General features: G+C 66.9%; 16 protein-coding genes. 7 read left to right on the top strand and 9 right to left on the bottom strand.

The window, feature by feature from the left end:
* Positions 1–20 precede the first annotated feature (20 nt).
* From D7Y61_RS11010 to D7Y61_RS11000, 3 genes are all read right to left on the bottom strand, one after another.
* Positions 21–1,211, bottom strand: a complete 1,191-nt coding sequence (locus D7Y61_RS11010) for an argininosuccinate synthase (RefSeq protein ID WP_100473397.1) — start codon at positions 1,209–1,211, stop codon at positions 21–23.
* Positions 1,212–1,279: 68 nt separating this feature from the next.
* Positions 1,280–2,290, bottom strand: a complete 1,011-nt coding sequence (locus D7Y61_RS11005; RefSeq protein ID WP_032129398.1) for an N-acetylornithine carbamoyltransferase — start codon at positions 2,288–2,290, stop codon at positions 1,280–1,282.
* 319 nt (positions 2,291–2,609) lie between these two features.
* Complete coding sequence (locus D7Y61_RS11000) at positions 2,610–3,173, bottom strand: hypothetical protein (protein ID WP_180866273.1); 564 nt, start codon at positions 3,171–3,173, stop codon at positions 2,610–2,612.
* Positions 3,174–3,362: 189 nt separating this feature from the next.
* Here D7Y61_RS11000 and cysS point away from each other — a divergent pair, with 189 nt between their 5' ends.
* From cysS to D7Y61_RS10985, 3 genes are read left to right on the top strand one after another with little or no spacing between them, the layout of a single operon-like run.
* Positions 3,363–4,739 (top strand): cysteine--tRNA ligase, encoded by a 1,377-nt coding sequence (gene cysS, locus D7Y61_RS10995; RefSeq protein ID WP_180866272.1) that lies wholly within the window; start codon positions 3,363–3,365, stop codon positions 4,737–4,739.
* 54 nt (positions 4,740–4,793) lie between these two features.
* On the top strand, positions 4,794–5,246 hold the full coding sequence (locus tag D7Y61_RS10990) for a SufE family protein (RefSeq protein WP_180866271.1): 453 nt from the start codon (positions 4,794–4,796) through the stop codon (positions 5,244–5,246).
* Positions 5,243–6,490: an MFS transporter gene (locus D7Y61_RS10985; RefSeq protein ID WP_180866270.1), complete on the top strand. Its 1,248-nt coding sequence runs from the start codon at positions 5,243–5,245 to the stop codon at positions 6,488–6,490. Before D7Y61_RS10990 ends, D7Y61_RS10985 begins: the two co-directional genes overlap by 4 nt.
* A 682-nt stretch (positions 6,491–7,172) precedes the next feature.
* On the opposite strand, the gene dksA is transcribed toward D7Y61_RS10985, so the two are convergent.
* The gene (gene dksA, locus D7Y61_RS10980) at positions 7,173–8,402 is read right to left on the bottom strand and encodes an RNA polymerase-binding protein DksA (RefSeq protein WP_180866269.1); all 1,230 of its coding nucleotides are present in this window, start codon (positions 8,400–8,402) and stop codon (positions 7,173–7,175) included.
* Positions 8,403–8,674: 272 nt separating this feature from the next.
* Between dksA and yidD the strand changes: the two genes are divergently transcribed.
* From yidD to D7Y61_RS10960, 4 genes are all read left to right on the top strand, one after another.
* Positions 8,675–8,929, top strand: a complete 255-nt coding sequence (yidD, locus tag D7Y61_RS10975; RefSeq protein ID WP_014037867.1) for a membrane protein insertion efficiency factor YidD — start codon at positions 8,675–8,677, stop codon at positions 8,927–8,929.
* 1 nt (position 8,930) lies between these two features.
* Positions 8,931–10,277, top strand: a complete 1,347-nt coding sequence (locus D7Y61_RS10970; protein WP_010486624.1) for a dihydroorotase — start codon at positions 8,931–8,933, stop codon at positions 10,275–10,277.
* Positions 10,277–11,125: a M23 family metallopeptidase gene (locus tag D7Y61_RS10965; protein ID WP_180866268.1), complete on the top strand. Its 849-nt coding sequence runs from the start codon at positions 10,277–10,279 to the stop codon at positions 11,123–11,125. The genes D7Y61_RS10970 and D7Y61_RS10965 overlap by 1 nt, the downstream gene beginning before the upstream one ends.
* A 78-nt stretch (positions 11,126–11,203) precedes the next feature.
* Entirely contained in the window at positions 11,204–12,739 is a 1,536-nt protein-coding gene (locus D7Y61_RS10960; RefSeq protein ID WP_180866267.1) for a hypothetical protein, read from the top strand.
* Positions 12,740–12,754: 15 nt separating this feature from the next.
* On the opposite strand, the gene D7Y61_RS10955 is transcribed toward D7Y61_RS10960, so the two are convergent.
* The 5 genes from D7Y61_RS10955 to efp form a co-directional block, all read right to left on the bottom strand.
* A complete protein-coding gene (locus D7Y61_RS10955; RefSeq protein ID WP_180866266.1) occupies positions 12,755–13,459 on the bottom strand; it encodes a squalene/phytoene synthase family protein in 705 nt (234 codons plus the stop codon).
* Between the two features lie 11 nt (positions 13,460–13,470).
* On the bottom strand, positions 13,471–14,166 hold the full coding sequence (locus D7Y61_RS10950) for a phosphoglycolate phosphatase (protein WP_180866265.1): 696 nt from the start codon (positions 14,164–14,166) through the stop codon (positions 13,471–13,473).
* Positions 14,163–14,879 carry a bifunctional 2-polyprenyl-6-hydroxyphenol methylase/3-demethylubiquinol 3-O-methyltransferase UbiG gene (gene ubiG / locus D7Y61_RS10945; protein ID WP_180866264.1) on the bottom strand — a complete coding sequence of 239 codons (717 nt, stop codon included), beginning with the start codon at positions 14,877–14,879 and terminating at the stop codon, positions 14,163–14,165. Before ubiG ends, D7Y61_RS10950 begins: the two co-directional genes overlap by 4 nt.
* A 24-nt stretch (positions 14,880–14,903) precedes the next feature.
* Positions 14,904–16,247, bottom strand: coding sequence for a TRZ/ATZ family hydrolase (locus tag D7Y61_RS10940; RefSeq protein ID WP_005410380.1), 1,344 nt, complete (start codon positions 16,245–16,247; stop codon positions 14,904–14,906).
* A gap of 205 nt (positions 16,248–16,452) precedes the next feature.
* Positions 16,453–17,019, bottom strand: a complete 567-nt coding sequence (gene efp / locus D7Y61_RS10935; RefSeq protein WP_014037874.1) for an elongation factor P — start codon at positions 17,017–17,019, stop codon at positions 16,453–16,455.
* Positions 17,020–17,047 lie beyond the last annotated feature (28 nt).

Below are 17,047 nucleotides of genomic sequence, written 5' to 3'. Positions count from 1 at the left end.
CGGGCCAGGGCACCAGGGTCTCAGCGGTTCACCTGCGCATAGAGCGTGGAGCTCATGCCGAACAGCTTGATGAAGCCCTCCGCCTCTTCCACGCCCCAGTCGGCCGACTGCGCGTAGGTGGCACCCTTGGTGTTGAGCAGGTGCGGCGACTTCACGGCCACAGCGTCGACGCGGCCACCGCGGGTTTCCAGCACCACTTCGCCGTTGACCTTGGCCTGCGAGGACTTCAGGAACGCCTCGATGTCGGTCTTCAGCGGGTCGTGGTAGAAGCCTTCGTACACCAGCTCCACCCACTTGCGCGCCACGTCCGGCTTGAAGCGGTTCTGCTGCTTGGTCAGCACGGCATCTTCCAGCGCGCGGTGCGCGGCCAGCAGCGAAACCAAGCCGGGGGCCTCGAACACGATGCGGCCCTTCAGGCCGATCACGGTGTCGCCGGTGTACACGCCGCGGCCGACGCCGTAGGGGGCGAACAGCTTGTTGAGCTGGGCCAGGATCTGGTCGCCCGGCAGCGCCTTGCCGTTCAGTTCGACGGCTTCGCCCTCGACGAACTTCAGGGTGACGGTCAAGGCCTGCTCCGGCCACTCACTGCGTGGCGCGCACCAGCCACGCGCGCCCTCGCCTGGGGCTTCCCAACGATCGATCTCACCACCGGACATGGTCACGCCCAGCAGGTTTTCGTTGATGGTGTAGGCCTGCTGCTTGGCACGCACGCCGAAACCGCGCTCTTCCAGGTACTTCTGCTCGTAGGCACGGGTCTGGGTGTGTTCTTTCTGGATCTCGCGGATCGGCGCGATGATCTGGTAGTCACCCAGGGCCTTCACCGCCAGGTCGAAGCGGACCTGGTCGTTGCCCATGCCGGTGCAGCCGTGGGCGATGATGTTGGTGCCCAGTTCGGCGGCACGCTTCAGCGCCGCATCGACGATCAGGTAGCGGTCCGAGACCAGCAGCGGGTACTGGCCCTGGTAGCCTTCGCCGGCCCACACGAACGGCTTGACGAAGCCTTCCCAGATGGCCGGGCCACCGTTGACGGTGACGTGGCTGGTCACGCCCAGCTCGGCGGCGCGCTTCTCGATGAAATCGCGCTCTTCATCATCCACGCCGCCGGTATCGGCGAACACGGTGTGCACGTTGTAGCCACGCTCCTGCAGGTACGGCACGCAGAAGCTGGTATCCAGGCCGCCGGAGAAGGCGAGAACGACATCTTTGCTCATGGGGGTAATGTCCAATCAGGTGGGGTAGCGCCGGGCCATGCCCGGCGGATTGTTTCAATGCTTGGGAATCAGCGCCCGGCAACCGCCGCCATGATCGCCTTCTGCACGTGCAGGCGGTTCTCGGCTTCGTTGATGGCGATGCACTGCGGCGAATCCATCACCGCATCGGTGGCCTTCACGTTGCGGCGCAGCGGCAGGCAGTGGCTGAACACACCGTTGTTGGTCAGCGCCATCTTCCGCTCGTCCACGATGAAGTGCTTGAACTGGTCGCGGATCGGCTTTTCCGGTTCCCAGTTGCCGAAGAACGGCAGCGCGCCCCAGCTCTTGGCGTAGACCACGTCGGCGCCGGCGTAGGCGCTGTCGATGTCATGGCTGATCTTCAGCGAGCCGCCGCTCTCGGCCACGTTCTGCTCGGCCCAGCCCATGTAGCGGTCGTCGAGGATGTAGTCGGCGGTCGGGCACAGCAGGGTCACGTCCATGCCCATGCGGGTGGCGATGGTCAGCGCCGAATTGGCCACGGCGGTGTTCAGCGGCTTGGGGTGGTAGGTCCAGGTCAGCACGTACTTCTTGCCGCGCAGGTCCTGGGTACCGAAGTGCTCCTGCAGGGCCATGATGTGGGCCAGCTCCTGGCACGGGTGGGTGATGGTCTCCATGTTGATGACCGGCACCGGCGAATACTTGGCGAAGCTGTTGAGGACGATGTCCTGGCGGTCGTAGGCCCAGTCGATGAACTTGGGGAACGCACGCACGGCGATGATGTCGCAGTAACGGCCCAGCACCTTGGCCACTTCAGCGATGTGCTCTTCGGTATCGCCATCCATCACCGTGCCGAGGTTGAACTCGATCGGCCACGCATCCTTGCCCGGCTGCAGCACCACCGCGTGGGCCCCCAGCTGGAACGCGCCCAGCTCGAAGCTGGTGCGGGTGCGCATGGACGGGTTGAAGAACACCAGCGCGATCGACTTGCCCTTGAGCTGGTCGCCGAGCTTGTTGCGCTTGAACAGCGCGGCCTGGGTCAGCAGCGCGTCAAGTTCGCTGCGGCTCCAGTCCTGGGTGTTCAGGAAGTGCTTGGGGGACATCATCTTTCCTTGCGTGGCGGCGCCGGGTTCGACGCGGTGGAAGGGAAAAGCAGGGACCAAAGGTGGATCGAAAAGGTTGCAGTTGAAGCTTTCAGAACGCGTAAACGAAAAAACCCAGCCGGCGGGCTGGGTTTTTTTCGGACGAACAGCAGAAAGCTCCGGTTACCCAGCGAGGATGTGGGGTTCCGGTCGACGCGCACGCGAGGTCATGCCCGACGCCTGTCGGGCTGCGCTGCTGTCGTGCTGGAAGTCGGTGAGCTTCATGGCCGACAATCTTTGCATGTGGCCGGAGCCGGCGCAAGGGGCCGGGGGCGCAGAATCAGGGATTGCCGGCGGCGCCCTGCTCGGGGCCGACCCAGGGGGTGATCGAGACCCGGATCTTGAGCCGGTTGCCTGGGTCTTCCGGCAGCCGCGAGCGGTACTTGGTGCCCTTGTAGACGTAATCCACGTCGTAGGCGATGGGCCGGCGGAATTCACGCCCCACCGGCACGATGCGGCAGTCGCGGGTCAGCATCGGGCCGTTGTTGGCCGGCGCCGGGGCTGGCGTCTCCACCGCAGTCTCCTCGGAGACCTCCTCGTCACTGCGCTTGAACATCGAGCGCACCGAGTCCCAGAAACGGCTGATCCTGCCCTTGTCCTCCACAGGCTCTTCGCCAGTGACATTGACCGGGGCCAGGGTGCGGGTCGAGATCGGCTCGCAATGCTCTTCCGTGCGGGTCGCACGCAGGGTCTGGAACACCGGTTCGACATTCAGTACCTGGGCGTAGTCGAACTTCACGTTCTCAACGATCACCACCCGGTTACGCGGCTCGGCCTCCTGCGCCAGCACCACAGCGGGCAGCGCCGACAGGCAGGCCAGGGTCAGCAGCGCGGTGGATTTCATTGGCGACGGGAGCAAGGACACGGCAATAGTGTAGGCAGTGGCGAGCGCAAGGGGCTGAACATTACCCGTCCACGCCGCTTCTGCCCACCCCACCCTGGGTGGAGCCGGCGTCCACCGGTGGCAATCGGCGTCCCCCAAAGGGTCCCGACACGTTCTAAAATCACAGGCTTGTCCCCCAGCCACAGCCCCATGACCCTGCGCCTGCACAACAACCTGACTCGCCAGCTCGAACCGTTCACCCCGCTCGACCCGGCCTGTCCGACCCTGTATGTGTGCGGCCCCACGGTCTACAACTACGTGCACATCGGCAACGCCCGTGGCCCGGTGGTGTTCGGGGTGCTGGCCGACCTTCTGCGGCGCCGCTTCGGCGCCCTGCGCTACGCCCGCAACATCACCGACGTGGATGACAAGATCAACAACGCCGCGCGTGAGCAGGGCGTGCCGATCAGCACCATCACCGACCGCTTCGCCGCGGCCTACCGTGAAGACATGGCCGCGCTGGGCGTGGTGCCGCCGGACATCGAACCGGAGGTGACCGCGCACATGCCGCAGATCATCACCATGATCGAGCAGCTGATCGCCAACGGCCATGCCTATGCCGCCGAGGGCCACGTACTGTTCGCGGTGGCCAGCTTCGACGGCTACGGCAAGCTCTCGCGCCGTGATCCGGAAGAGATGCTGGCCGGCGCCCGTGTCGATGTCGCCCCCTACAAGCGTGATCCAGGCGATTTCGTGCTGTGGAAGCCGTCCAGCGACGACCTGCCCGGCTGGGATTCGCCTTGGGGCCGTGGCCGCCCGGGCTGGCACATCGAGTGCTCGGCCATGGCCGCCGCCCACCTGGGCGAGACCATCGACATCCATGCCGGTGGCGTTGACCTGCAGTTCCCGCACCATGAAAACGAGATCGCGCAGAGCGAGTGCGCGCATGGCGGCAGGATCTTCGCCCGCTTCTGGCTGCACAACGGCATGCTCAACTTCGGCGGCGCCAAGATGAGCAAGTCGCTGGGCAACATCGAGCGGGTGCACGACCTGGTGCGCCAGCATCCGCCCGAGGCGCTGCGCCTGGCCCTGCTGTCGGCCCACTACCGGCAGCCGCTGGACTGGACCGACGGGCTGATCGAGCAGTCGGTGCGCACCCTGGACCGCCTGTACGGCACGCTGCGCGAGCTGGCGTCGATCGAAGCCAGCGCGGTGATCCCGGCCAGCGTCGAGGCGACCCTGGATGACGACCTGAATACCCCGCAGGCGCTGGCCGAAGTGGCGCGCATCGCCGCCGACGCGCGCCGTGCCACCGATCCGGCCGAACAGGCGCGCCTGAAGGGCGAGCTGCTCGGTGCGGGCCTGGCGCTGGGCCTGCTGCAGGCCGATCCGGCGCAGTGGTTCGGTACCGCCGCCGGCGATGATGGTGACGATGCGCGCATCCAGAGCCTGATCGACGAGCGCGCTGCGGCCAAGAAGGCGCGTGACTTCGCCCGTGCCGACGCCATCCGCGACCAGCTGGCCGCCGAAGGCATCGTGCTGGATGACACCCCGCAGGGCGTTCGCTGGTCGCGCAAGCGCGGCTGACCTGCCCTGCCCCGTGGCCGGTGCGCCGGCCACGCCCCCACTGTAGAGACTGTTGTGACTGACTCCCCGTTCCCGCTTGAACCCACCGCCGCCGAGGCCCAGACCGCCATCGCCGAGGAATTCGGCTTCTTCGGCGACTGGTCCGAGCGCTACCAGTACCTGATCGACCTCGGCCGCAAGCTGCCGGCCTTCCCGGATGAATGGAAGACCGAAGAACACCGCCTGCTGGGCTGCCAGTCGATGGTCTGGATCGTGCCGGAAGGCAGCGCGCAGTCGCTGCGCTTCCATGCCATCAGCGATTCGGCCATCGTCTCCGGCCTGATCTTCCTGGCCCTGCGCGTGTACTCCGGGCGCTCGGCGCAGGAGATCCTGGACACCGAGCCCAGCTATATCCAGGACATCGGCCTGGCCCGCCATCTGTCGCCCACCCGCAGCAACGGCGTGGCGGCGATGCTGGCCTTCATCCGCGAGACCGCGCAGGCCCAGCTGCAGCGCGACCCGTCGTGAGCGAGCCAGCCACAGCCGAGGACACCGCGCTGGGCCTGCTGTCCCGGCCCGGTTTCGCCAAGCTGCTGGCCTACCGCATCTTCGCGATGCTGTCCTACCAGGTGGTGGCGGTCACCGTCGGCTGGCACATCTACGAAGTCACCCGCAATCCGTTCTCGCTGGGCCTGGTCGGCCTGGCCGAAGTGCTGCCGTTCTTCTGCGTCGCGCCGTTCGCCGGTTATCTGGTCGACCACCTGCCACGGCGCCGGCTGGGCATGGTGGCCTGTTCCGGGCTGATCGCCACCGCGCTGGTGCTGACCGGCGTCGCCACCGGTTGGCTGCCGTTCGAAGGAGTGTGGCCGATCTATGCGGCAATCGCCCTGACCGGCATGGTCCGTGCGTTCCTCTCGCCCATCTACAACGCGCTGTTCGCGCGGGTGCTGGCCCGTGACCAGTTTGCACGCGGCGCCGGCCTGGGTGCGGTGGTGTTCCAGGCCGGCATGGTCGCCGGCCCGGCGCTGGGCGGCGTGCTGGTCGGCTTCGGCGGCAAGGGCCTGTCGTACGCGGTAGCCACCGGCTTCGCGCTGGTGGCGATGGCCTGCCTGGCCACACTGAAGGTGGAAGAGCCGGTGCATTCCGGTCCGGCCGCACCCATCTTCAAGAGCATTGCCGAAGGCGCGCGATTCGTGGTCGGCAACCGGATCATGGTCGGCGCGATGGCGCTGGACATGTTCTCGGTGCTGCTGGGCGGCGTGGTGGCGATGCTGCCGGCGTTCCTGCACGAAATCCTGCACCACGGCCCGGAAGGCCTGGGCATCCTGCGGGCCATGCCGGCGCTGGGTTCGGTGTGCGTGGGCCTGTGGCTGGCACGCCATCCGCTGCACCGTAATGCCGGCCGCGTGCTGCTGTTCGCGGTGGCCGGTTTCGGCCTGTGCGTGATCGGTTTCGGGCTGTCGCAGCACTTCTGGCTGTCGGCGCTGATCCTGTTGTTCTACGGAGCGTTCGACGGCGTCTCGGTGGTGATCCGCTCGACCATCCTGCAGCTGGCCACGCCGGAAGAAATGCGCGGACGGGTATCATCGATCAACGGCATCTTCATCAGCTCGTCCAACGAGCTGGGCGCGTTCTATGCAGGCACGATGGCGAAGCTGCTGGGCCTGGTGCCGGCCGTGGTGCTGGGCGGCTTCGCGGTACTGAGCGTGGCCGGGATCACCGCGTGGAAGAACCCGACGCTGCGGAAGTTGAATCTTCGCGACCTGCAATGAACCTGTAGAGCCGAGCCGATGCTCGGCTGCGCATTTCCGTGCGCCCACGCACCGGTAGCGCCGGGCCGCGCCCGGCGGACTCTTTCCGCGACCGCGGTGGGGTGTAACTTTCTTTGCTCGTGCAAAGAAAGTCACCAAAGAAACACGCCGCCATCCGCGAGCCGGCGCTGCGCGCCGGTGCCCTGTGCTCCTCGGTGAATCAGGGGACGGCGCGGAGAGCCAGCCGACTAGCAGTCGGCTCTACAGGACAGCCGCGACTCTTCGCCCCTGATTCCCCTGCGGTGCTCGGCTCGCTACAAGGCGGACCCAACAGCCGCGAGCGCACGCTTGACCGCTCCTGGTAGAGCCAAGCCGTGCTTGGCTGCTTTTGCTTTTGCTTTTGCTTTTGCTTTTGCTCTTCCTTGCCCTCCGGCTTCGGCCTGAGCCGAGCGTGGGCTCGGCTTCTACATCGGCCGCGCACGCAGGGAAGCGTCGAGAGCCTGCGGCTGGGTCCAGACAGGACCGTCCGCGGCATGGATGCCGCGGCCGAGCTTACAGGGATGTACTTGCAGCGTGTCCTGCCCGGACCCACCCGCAGGCTCACCCCGATACCCGGAAGGCGCTGCTCTTCGCAGCCAACCCGAACCCAACAAAAAACCCGGCCGAGGCCGGGTTTTTCGCATGACCCTACAACGATCAGGAATCAGTCACCCTGCTGCTTCTGCAGGTGCTCCCAACGTTCCTGGGCGTCGATGGTGCGCTCAGCAGTCAGGCGCGCTTCCAGGCGCTCCAGGCCGATTTCTTCGCCGGTGTCCACGCAGTAGCCGTAGTCGCCTGCTTCCAGGCGCTTCAGGGTGCTGTCGATCTTGCCGATCAGCTTGCGGTAGCGGTCGCGGGTACGCAGTTCCAGCGAGTTCTCGGTCTCGCGGGTCGCGCGCTCGGCTTCGTCGCCGATGTCACGCACTTCCTCACGCAGGTTCTCGATGGTCTGCTTGGACTCTTCCACCAGGTCCGCGCGCCAGTTCTGCAGGCGCTGGCGGAAGTACTCCTGCTGCAGCGGGCTCATGTATTCCTCTTCCGAGGACGGCTTGTAGCCAGCCGGCAGGATCGGGCGGCCAGTGGCCTCGTCGGTCTTGTATTCGACCACCTTGTACTTGCTGCGCGGGGCCGGTGCCGCCGAGCGGGCGGCGACGGCCACGGCAACCTTGCCGACAGGGCGCGACACGGTCTTCGGGGCGGAATCGGATTTCACGGCGGTTTTGGCAGGCGATTTCGAAACGGGCACGGGATTCTTGGATTGCGGGGCCTTCGAGGCGGCAGAAGCGGCTGCAGGGGCCGGCTTGGAGGCCGGTTGGGCTGCTGCCACTGCCACGGTCTTGGCCGGGACAGGCTTGGCCGGAGCCGGCTTGGCAGCAGGCTTCGGTGCGGACTTCACTACTGGGGCCGGGGCTGGCTTTGCGGCCGGCGCGGCAACATTCTTGGCAACCTTCTTTACAGCGGCAGGCGTGGCGACCGGTTTAGCCGCGGCGACCTTCTTTGCTACGGGCTTGGCGACCGGCTTGACCGCAGCTTTCTTCACCACCGCCTTCGGCGCCGGCTTGGCTGCTGCCTTTTTCGCCACCGGCTTGGCAGCGGCCTTCTTCACCGGTGCGGCCTTGCTGGCGGCCTTCTTCACCACCGGTGCCTTTTTGCTGGCAGCGGCAGGCTTGGCCTTGGCAGGTGCAGCGGCCTTCTTCGCCACCGGCTTGGTTGCCTTGGCCGGCGCTTTCTTTGCGGTGGCCTTCCTGGCCGCCGGTTGCGAGGACGCTGCCTTGGTCGCCGGCTTGCTGGCCGGTTTCCTGGCAACGGGCTTTGCCGCCAACTTCTTCACAACAGGCTTGGCGGTTTTCTTGGCGGCCGTTGCGGCCTTCTTTGCAGTTTTTTTAGCAGCCACGAAACGCTCTTCCTTGGATTCCCCGGGGCCCGGGAAAGCGGGCCTTTATAGCCTACCCGACCCGCAGCAGCAACCTCGGGCCCCTGCTCCATTCAGTCCTGGAGTCAAGGCGCCCTTGGAGGCAGTCCGACGAACACGGACCGCCTTGCGCGGTACGGAACCTGGCCAGCACCCGAAGGTACTGGTACCGATCGCAGGCCATCGGCGACATGCGACCAACGGCCCATCCTGCACAAATGCGGCCTTCATGCCAACTGGCATAAGATGACTGGGTGATCTCGCGCCTGCTCATTGCCCTGCTGCGCTTCTACAAGCGCTTCATCAGCCCCCTGCTGGGGCCACGCTGCCGTTTCGTGCCGAGCTGTTCTGAATACGCGATGGACGCCATCTCGCGGCACGGCCCGCTGCGCGGAAGCTGGCTGGCTGCGCGCCGGCTGGGCCGCTGCCACCCGTTCCATCCCGGCGGCTTCGACCCCGTGCCCGAGTCCCCCAACGCCCCCTCTTGCCGTTGCACAGGAAAACACTGACATGTCCTCCACCCTCATCACCAACGCCCGCATGGTCAACGAAGGCCGCACCTTCGACGGCGACCTGCGCATCGAGAACGGCCGCATCGCGCAGATCGGCAACGGGCTGGCGCCGCGCGACGGCGAGCAGGTGGTGGACGCAGCCGGACGCTGGTTGCTGCCTGGCATGATCGACGACCAGGTGCATTTCCGCGAACCGGGCCTGACCCACAAGGGCGACATCGCCAGCGAATCGGCAGCTGCGGTGGCCGGTGGCCTGACCAGCTTCATGGACATGCCCAACACCAATCCGCCGACACTGGATTCGACCATCCTGGAAGCCAAATACGAGCTCGCGCGCGGCCGCGCCTGGGCCAACTACGGCTTCTACCACGGCGCCAGCAATGACAACCTGGACGCCATCCGTGCGCTGGACCCGAAGAAGGCCCCGGGCGTGAAGGTGTTCATGGGCGCCTCCACCGGCAACATGCTGGTGGACAATCCGGAAACGCTGGACGCGATCTTCCGCGAATGCCCGACGCCGATCATCACGCACTGCGAAGACACGCCGATGATCGACGCCAACCTGAAGGCCTTCCAGGAGAAATACGGCGATGCGCTGACCCCGGACATGCATCCGGACATCCGCTCGCGCGAGGCCTGCATCAAGTCGACCCGCCTGGCGATGTCGCTGGCGCGCAAGCACGGCACCCGCCTGCATGTGCTGCACATCTCCACCGCCGATGAGCTGGCGCTGTTCGAGAAGGGTCCGCTGATCCGCGCCGACGGCAGCCGCAAGCAGATCACCGCCGAAACCTGCGTGCACTTCCTGCACTTCGCGCGCCCGGACTATGCGACCAAGGGCAACCTGATCAAGTGCAACCCGGCGATCAAGGAAGTGTCCGACCGCGAGGCGATCACCGCCGCGCTGGCCGATGACGTGCTGGACGTGCTGGCCACCGACCACGCGCCGCACACCTGGGAAGAAAAGCAGAAGCCCTACGCGCAGGCGCCGTCCGGCCTGCCGCTGGTGCAGTACGCACTGGTGGCTGCGCTTGAGCGCGTGCACGAGGGCAAGCTGACCCGCGAGCAGGTGGTACAGAAGTTCGCCCACGCCCCGGCGCAGCTGTTCGACGTGGAAGAACGTGGCTTCCTGCGCGAGGGTTACTTCGCCGACCTGGTGCTGGTCGAGGACGTGCCGTTCACGGTCAAGCGCGAGGACGTGCTGTCCAAGTGCGGCTGGTCGCCGTTTGAAGGCACCACCTTCCGTTCGCGCGTGGCCTCCACCTGGGTCAATGGCCAACTGGTGTGGGACGGCAGCAAACTGGTGGGCGAGCCGGCCGGCCAGCGCATGACCTACGACCGCTGATGCGCTCCGCACTTCTGATCGGGGCGCTGCTGGTGGCCGCGCCCCTGTTCACCGCACCGTCGGCGCAGGCACAGGACGGCATCGGCAGCCTGATCGACAGCCGCGTGGTGTTCCCGGCCAGCGCATCGCAGGGCGCACTGGTGATCGGCAAGGTACCCGCCGGCAGCCGCGTGCAGTACGCCGGCCGCCAACTGCGGGTGAGCGGCTATGGCAGCGTGGTGTTCGGCATCGGCCGCGACGAGAAGGGTCCGCTGCGCGTGCAGGTGCAACGCCCTGATGGTGGCAGCGAGACCGCGACCATTGCGGTGACCCCGCGCGACTGGCCCACCGAGCGGGTCAACGGCGTGCCGCCGAAGACGGTCAACCCGCCGCCGGCGATTGCCGAGCGGATCAAGCGCGAACAGGCACAGGTGACCGCCGCGCGTGCCCGCGATGACGATCGCACCGACTTCACCCAGACCTTCATCTGGCCGGTGCAGGGCCGCATCAGCGGCCGCTTCGGCAACGCACGCGTGTACAACGGACAGCCCGGCGCAGGTCATTCCGGCATGGACATCGCGGTGCCGACCGGCACCCCGGTGAAGGCACCGGCCGCCGGCATCGTCACCTTCGCCGGCCCGGACCTGTACCTGACCGGTGGCACGCTGCTGCTCGACCACGGCTTCGGGGTCAGCTCCAACTTCCTGCACCTGTCGCGCATCGACGTGAAGGTCGGCGACCGGGTGGAACAGGGCCAGGTGATCGCCGCGGTCGGCGCCACCGGGCGTGCCACCGGCCCGCACCTGCACTGGGGCATGAACTGGTTCGATACCCGCATCGACCCGCTGCTGGTGCTGGAGCGGAAATAACCCACGCAAAGGCCCCCATGTCGGCATGCATGGTGCCACCGCCCCCCCCCCCCGGCCGTTATCAGACAAGGACGTTCAATGCCCAGGCCCGGCGACATCTACACCGCGCGCAATCTGCGTTTCGATCGCTGCTTCGCGTTCCAGTTCACCCATCATGATGACGAAGACGGCCATGCCGTGCTGCTGCTGGACTGGTGGGCACAGACCCCGCCCGATGCCGCCACGCTGCCCGACCTGAAGCCAGCCATGCTCGATTTCATGGGCTGGAACAACAAGCACGAGCTGCATTGGGTCGGCCACGATCTGCCCTCCGCCATCACGCACATCGGCTGGCGCGAACCGATGGTGCGTGGCGAGGTCCGTAGCCACGGCAACTGGCCCGATGGTGCTTGCCTGCAGCAGCAACAGGCCTGGAACACGCTGGACCCGACCATCACCCGCGCCTACAAGCAGGAAAAGGCGCGGGACCGCTACGACGACACCGTCATTCTCAAAGGTAAAGGCTTCTCGGTGGTGCGTGGCGCGTCATCGCTGCAGGGTACGGCCATGAACGCTGCACCCGCATTGGAGCTGTTCAATCAGATGCCGGTGCTCACCAACCTGGATATCGACGTGCCGGTGCCCGGCCTGCTGGACTGGCTGAAGACGCGCCCCTTGATCCACCAGCTGATCATCTGCTGCGCGCAGGACGCGGTCCTGGATGTACGCGGCACCGCGCTGTCGCGCCTGAGCGTCGACGTCACCGGCATGCACGCGATCCATCTCAACGGTGACCTGGATACGCTGATCCTGCGTGGCACTGCCAGTCCGGATCTGGTCATCCATGATGACCACGGCGGCCGCTGGCTCGATGTGTTCTGCACCGATCCCGGCCTGCACTGGTCCGGCCTGCCCGATCTGCAGCAGATCACGCTGCACGGCATGCGGCAGCTGGACGCAGCACGGATTGCTGAACGCCTGCCGGGGCTGCGCGCATTGACGGTGCACGGCGCCCCCTGCACCTTGGCCAACCTGCCGCGGCTGGGTGAACTGGCGTCACTGGAACACCTGAAACTGCTCGATGTGTTCCCACCGGACGATGCACGTTTTCCGGCGCCATCGCAGTGGCCGCAGTTGCTGAGCCTGTCGCTTGACAGCATCCCCGTCGCGCTGGCAACGCAGGTCAAGCAGGCGTTCCAGGAACAGGCTGATGCCGGCCTGGTGCTGGATGTACGGCAACCGCGCAGGCCGGAATGGCGCGCGGCCAACCTGGACAATCCCTTCCGCGACTGGGAAGGCGCCGCGCACATCACGCCCACACAGGTCAAAAAGGCGGTGGCGCTGTACCGCAAGGCACATACCGATGCGTTGAAAGCCGTGGCCACACTGGCAGGCACTCCCACCGCACTGCACAAGGCGCTGGCGTCGGCCGGCGTCGCCTTCGCCGAAGGTTTCAATGCGCTGGATCAGCGCTCGGGCTTCATCGACACCACGGCATGCGAAGACATCTGCAACGCCTGGATCCGCATTGTTGACGCTGCCGACAGCCAGCATCGTGGCGTGTGCGACGCATCGCGCAGTACGCTGGACGTGGAAGCCCTGGGCACCCTCATCGATTCAGTGCGGAACTTCTAGACCGCAGCCCCGGGATCAACCGCGCGCCGCCCACCACACGCGCAACAGCGTGCGCACCGGTGTCGCTTCAATCGGCTTGCCTGCGGCCTGCGCGGCCACGCGTGCGCGCGCCAGGCTGGACCACACGCGGCGCGGGCGCGGACCGGGCACGCGGCTGCCCCACCCCTTCAACAGGTACTGCGCCCAGCGCTGCGCGGCCGTGCTGGAATCCTCATCCAACAGGCTGCGCGGTACACCGGCCACGCCGGCGTCCTGCAGGCGCTGGGCCAGGGTCTGCAGCTGCACCGCGCGACCGGCGCCGGTGCGCGGCGTGTCGTTGAACAGCGCCGCTTCCACCGCGGCAACCGCGTCGGCGTAGTTGGCCAGCGCGCGCTCGGCGCTGGCCGCATCCAGCGCGACCGTGCGCGCTTCAACCAGATCCGGCAGGGCCTCGGCCAGCTGCGCCCACGGTGCACGCACCGGCTCAAGCAGGCGGCCCAACGGGTGGCGCGACCGGTGCGCAGCCCAGCTGCGCAGCTCCTCGCCCCACCAGGCCAGCTTGGCATCGGCCGGCAAGGGATCGCCGCCTGTGTTGAGCATGTCGTCGAACTCCTGCAGCAGCGCGAACCACGCCACTGCCAGCTCGCGTTGCGATTCGGCCACGAACGGGGCGGCCACCGACCATTCCGGCCAACGGCTGCGCCACTTGTCGAGGAAACTGTCCAGCGCGGTACTGCTCACTACGTCATTCCTTACGGCTGGGCCGGGGTTGCCGGCCGGGTCGGCCAGAGGCTGGCCAGTTGCAGAAGCCCAGCATTCTCGACCAGTACGTCGGCCTGCCAGGCCAGCGGGTCGTCACTGTGCAGGCGGTAACCCCACAGCGCTGCCACCGACGGCATCATCGCGGCACGTGCTGCGATGATGTCGCGCTCGTCGTCGCCCACGTACACGCAGTCTTCGGCAGCGATGCCGATCGCCTGCGCGGCGTGCAGCAGCGGCAGCGGATGCGGCTTGCGCTCGGCCAGGCTGTCACCGCCCACCAGCACCGCACAGCGTTGCTGCCAGCCGCACTGCGGCACGATCAGACGCGCCAGATACTCCGGTTTGTTGGTGACGATGCCCCACACCGTACCGGCGGCATCCAGCGCGGCGAGCATGCCGGCCACGCCATCGAACAGCACCGCGTTCTGGCCGATCAACGCTTCATAGCGCTGCAGGAATTCCGGGATCAGCGCGTCGCGCGCAGCAGCGTCAAGCTCGGGGAAAGCCGCCGAGATCATGGCGCGCGAGCCCTTCGACACCACCGGGCGCAGCAGCGCCGGATCGATCGGTGCGCGGCCACGTTCGGCCAGCATCGCATCACAGGTGGCGACGAAGTCCGGCGCGCTGTCCAGCAGGGTGCCGTCCAGATCGAACAGCACCGCGCGGGGGAAGCCTGCGCCGCTCATTCCGGCTTGACCGCGAAGGCCAGGTAGTTGATGTCGGTGCGGCTGCTCAGGCGGGCACGGTTGCGCCACGGCTCATAGGCCATGCCGCTGACATCCACCAGCTGCATGTCGGCCTCGCGCAGCCAGCGCGCCAGCTCGGCCGGCTTGATGAATTCCTGGTAGTGATGGGTGCCCTTGGGCAGCAGCCGCGCCACGTACTCGGCGCCGACAATCGCCACCGCGAAGGCGGCGGCAGTCCGGTTGATGGTCGACAGGAACAGGTGGCCACCCGGCTTCAGCAGACGCTTGCAGGCCTCGATGATCGCGCCCGGATCCGGCACGTGCTCGAGCATTTCCATGCAGGTGACCACATCGAAGCTGCCCGGCTGCTCGGCGGCCAGATCCTCGGCGGCCTGTACGCGATAGTCGACCTTGGCGCCGCTTTCCAGCGCGTGCAGGCGCGCGACCTTGACCAGTTCCGGGGCCAGGTCGACGGCAGTGACGTCGGCACCGGCCTGCGCCAGCGCCTCGCTCAGCAGACCGCCGCCGCAACCGATGTCCAGCACGCGGGCATCGCGCAGCGGCACGCGGTCGGCCACGTACTTCAGGCGCACCGGATTCAGTGCGTGCAGCGGCTTCTGCGGGCCATCAGCGTCCCACCAGCGGTTGGCCAGCGCGGCGAACTTGTCCAGCTCGGCCTGATCGAAATTGGAGGAAGCGTGGGGGGCAGTCATGAGGGGTCCTTGCGGCGCCAGGGATCAGGCGCGGATATGACGGATGCGCTCGCGCCACTGGCGCGCGTTGGCGATGATGCCCGGCAGGTCCATGCCGACCAGCTCGCGCTGCACCAGCTTCGGCTTGCCGGCGATCCAGACGTCGCTGACCTGCTGGCGGCCGGTGGCGTACACCAGCTGCGACAGCACGTTGTGCAGCGGCTGGGTTTCCAGCGCGGACAGATCGACGCAGACCAGGTCGGCCTGCTTGCCGACTTCGATCGAGCCAATCCGCTCGCCGAAGCCCAGCGCGCGGGCACCGCCCAGGGTGGAGGCGCGCAGCGTGGTGGCCGCGTCCAGCGCGGTGGCATCATCGGCCACGGCCTTGGCCAGGATCGCCGCGGTGCGGTTCTCGCTGAACATGTCCAGGTCGTTGTTGCTGGCGCAGCCGTCGGTGCCGATCGCCAGGTTCACGCCGGCACGCTGCAGGGCGCAGGCCGGGCAGAAACCGGAGGCCAGCTTCAGGTTCGATTCCGGGCAATGCACCACGCTGACGCCACGCTCGGCGCACAGGTGGATTTCCGCATCGGTCAGCTGGGTCATGTGCACCGCAATCAGGCGGTCGTTGACCAGGCCGAGGCGATCCAGCCGCGCCAGCGGGCGCTGACCATGCAGCTTGATCGAATCGTTGATTTCCTGCGCGGTCTCGTGGGTGTGCAGGTGCACCTGCATGTCGAGCTGGTCGGACAGCATCCGCACCCGCTCGAAGTTGGCATCGTTGACGGTGTACGGCGCATGCGGCGCGAACGCAGTGCCGATCAGCGGATCGGTGCGCCACTGGTCGTGCAGCTCACCGGCCTTGGCGAAGTACTCGTCGTCGGTCTTGGCCCAGGCGGTGGGAAAATCGATGATGACCGCACCGACCAGCGCGCGGAAACCGTGCTTCTTGTAGACCGCGGCCTGCACATCGCCGAAGAAGTAGTTCTCGTTGGCGCAGGTGGTACCGCCGCGCAGCATCTCGGCGATGGCCAGGGTGGTGCCGTCGGCCACGAATTCCGGCCCGATCACCGCCGCTTCCACCGGCCAGATGTGCTGCTGCAGCCAGGTCATCAGCGGCAGGTCGTCGGCGACGCCGCGCAGCAGGGTCATCGGGTTGTGCGTGTGCGCGTTGACCAGTCCCGGCATCAGCGCGGCCTCGGGGCGGCTGACCACCTGGGTGGCGCGGAACCGTGCGCGCGCCTCGGCACGCGGCAGGATGGCCACGATCTCGCTGCCACGCACGGCAACGGCATGGTCTTCCAGCACCACCGCATGCGGCTCGATCGGAACAACGTAACCGGCTTCGATGAGCAGGTCGCAGGCTTCGGGGAGGTGCGGGCTATCGCTCATGCGGGCTCACTTGGCTGTGGGGCGGCGAGATACTTCTGGGGGACACGCCCCTGAGTCAGGGGCTGCCGCGAAGCGGCGGGGTCTGGAGACCCGTGAAGCGGGCCCATGATCTGCCGAAGCAGATCATGGGAGCGCCAGCGCGAATGCGAGGGCGCGTACCCGGCCAGCGGCCGGCACTACAACAGGTCGGCCTATGGCCGGAACCTTATTTGACGCGTGCGGAGTATTCGCCCGAACGGGTGTCGACGCGGATCACTTCTTCCTGGTTCACGAACAGCGGCACGCGGACCACGGCGCCGGTTTCCAGGGTGGCCGGCTTGCCGCCGCCGCCCGAGGTGTCGCCACGGACGCCCGGATCGGTTTCGGTGATCTTCAGTTCGACGAAGTTCGGCGGCTGCACGAAGATCGGCTCACCGTTCCACAGGGTGACCACGCAGGACTCTTCGCCCTTCAGCCACTTCTCGGCGCCGCCCATGCCGGCCTTGGTGGCCTGGACCTGCTCGAAGGATTCCGGGTCCATGAAGTGCCAGTACTCACCGTCGCTGTACATGAAGTTCATGTCGGTATCGACGACGTCGGCTGCATCCAGCGAGTCGGTCGACTTCATGGTGACTTCCTGGGTACGGCCGTCCTTGATCAGGCGGTACTTCACGCGGGTGAAGGCCTGGCCCTTGCCCGGCTTGACGTATTCGGTGTCGATGATGACGGCCGGTTGGTTGTTGACCAGGATCTTCATCCCGTTCTTGACGTCGTTCATGCCGTAGCTGGCCATGCGTAAACTCCTGAGTGGCAAAAACGCC

The organism is Stenotrophomonas maltophilia, assembly GCF_013464485.1.
Taxonomy (GTDB): Bacteria; Pseudomonadota; Gammaproteobacteria; order Xanthomonadales; family Xanthomonadaceae; genus Stenotrophomonas; species Stenotrophomonas maltophilia_AW.
This window is presented reverse-complemented; position numbering and strand designations above follow the sequence as displayed.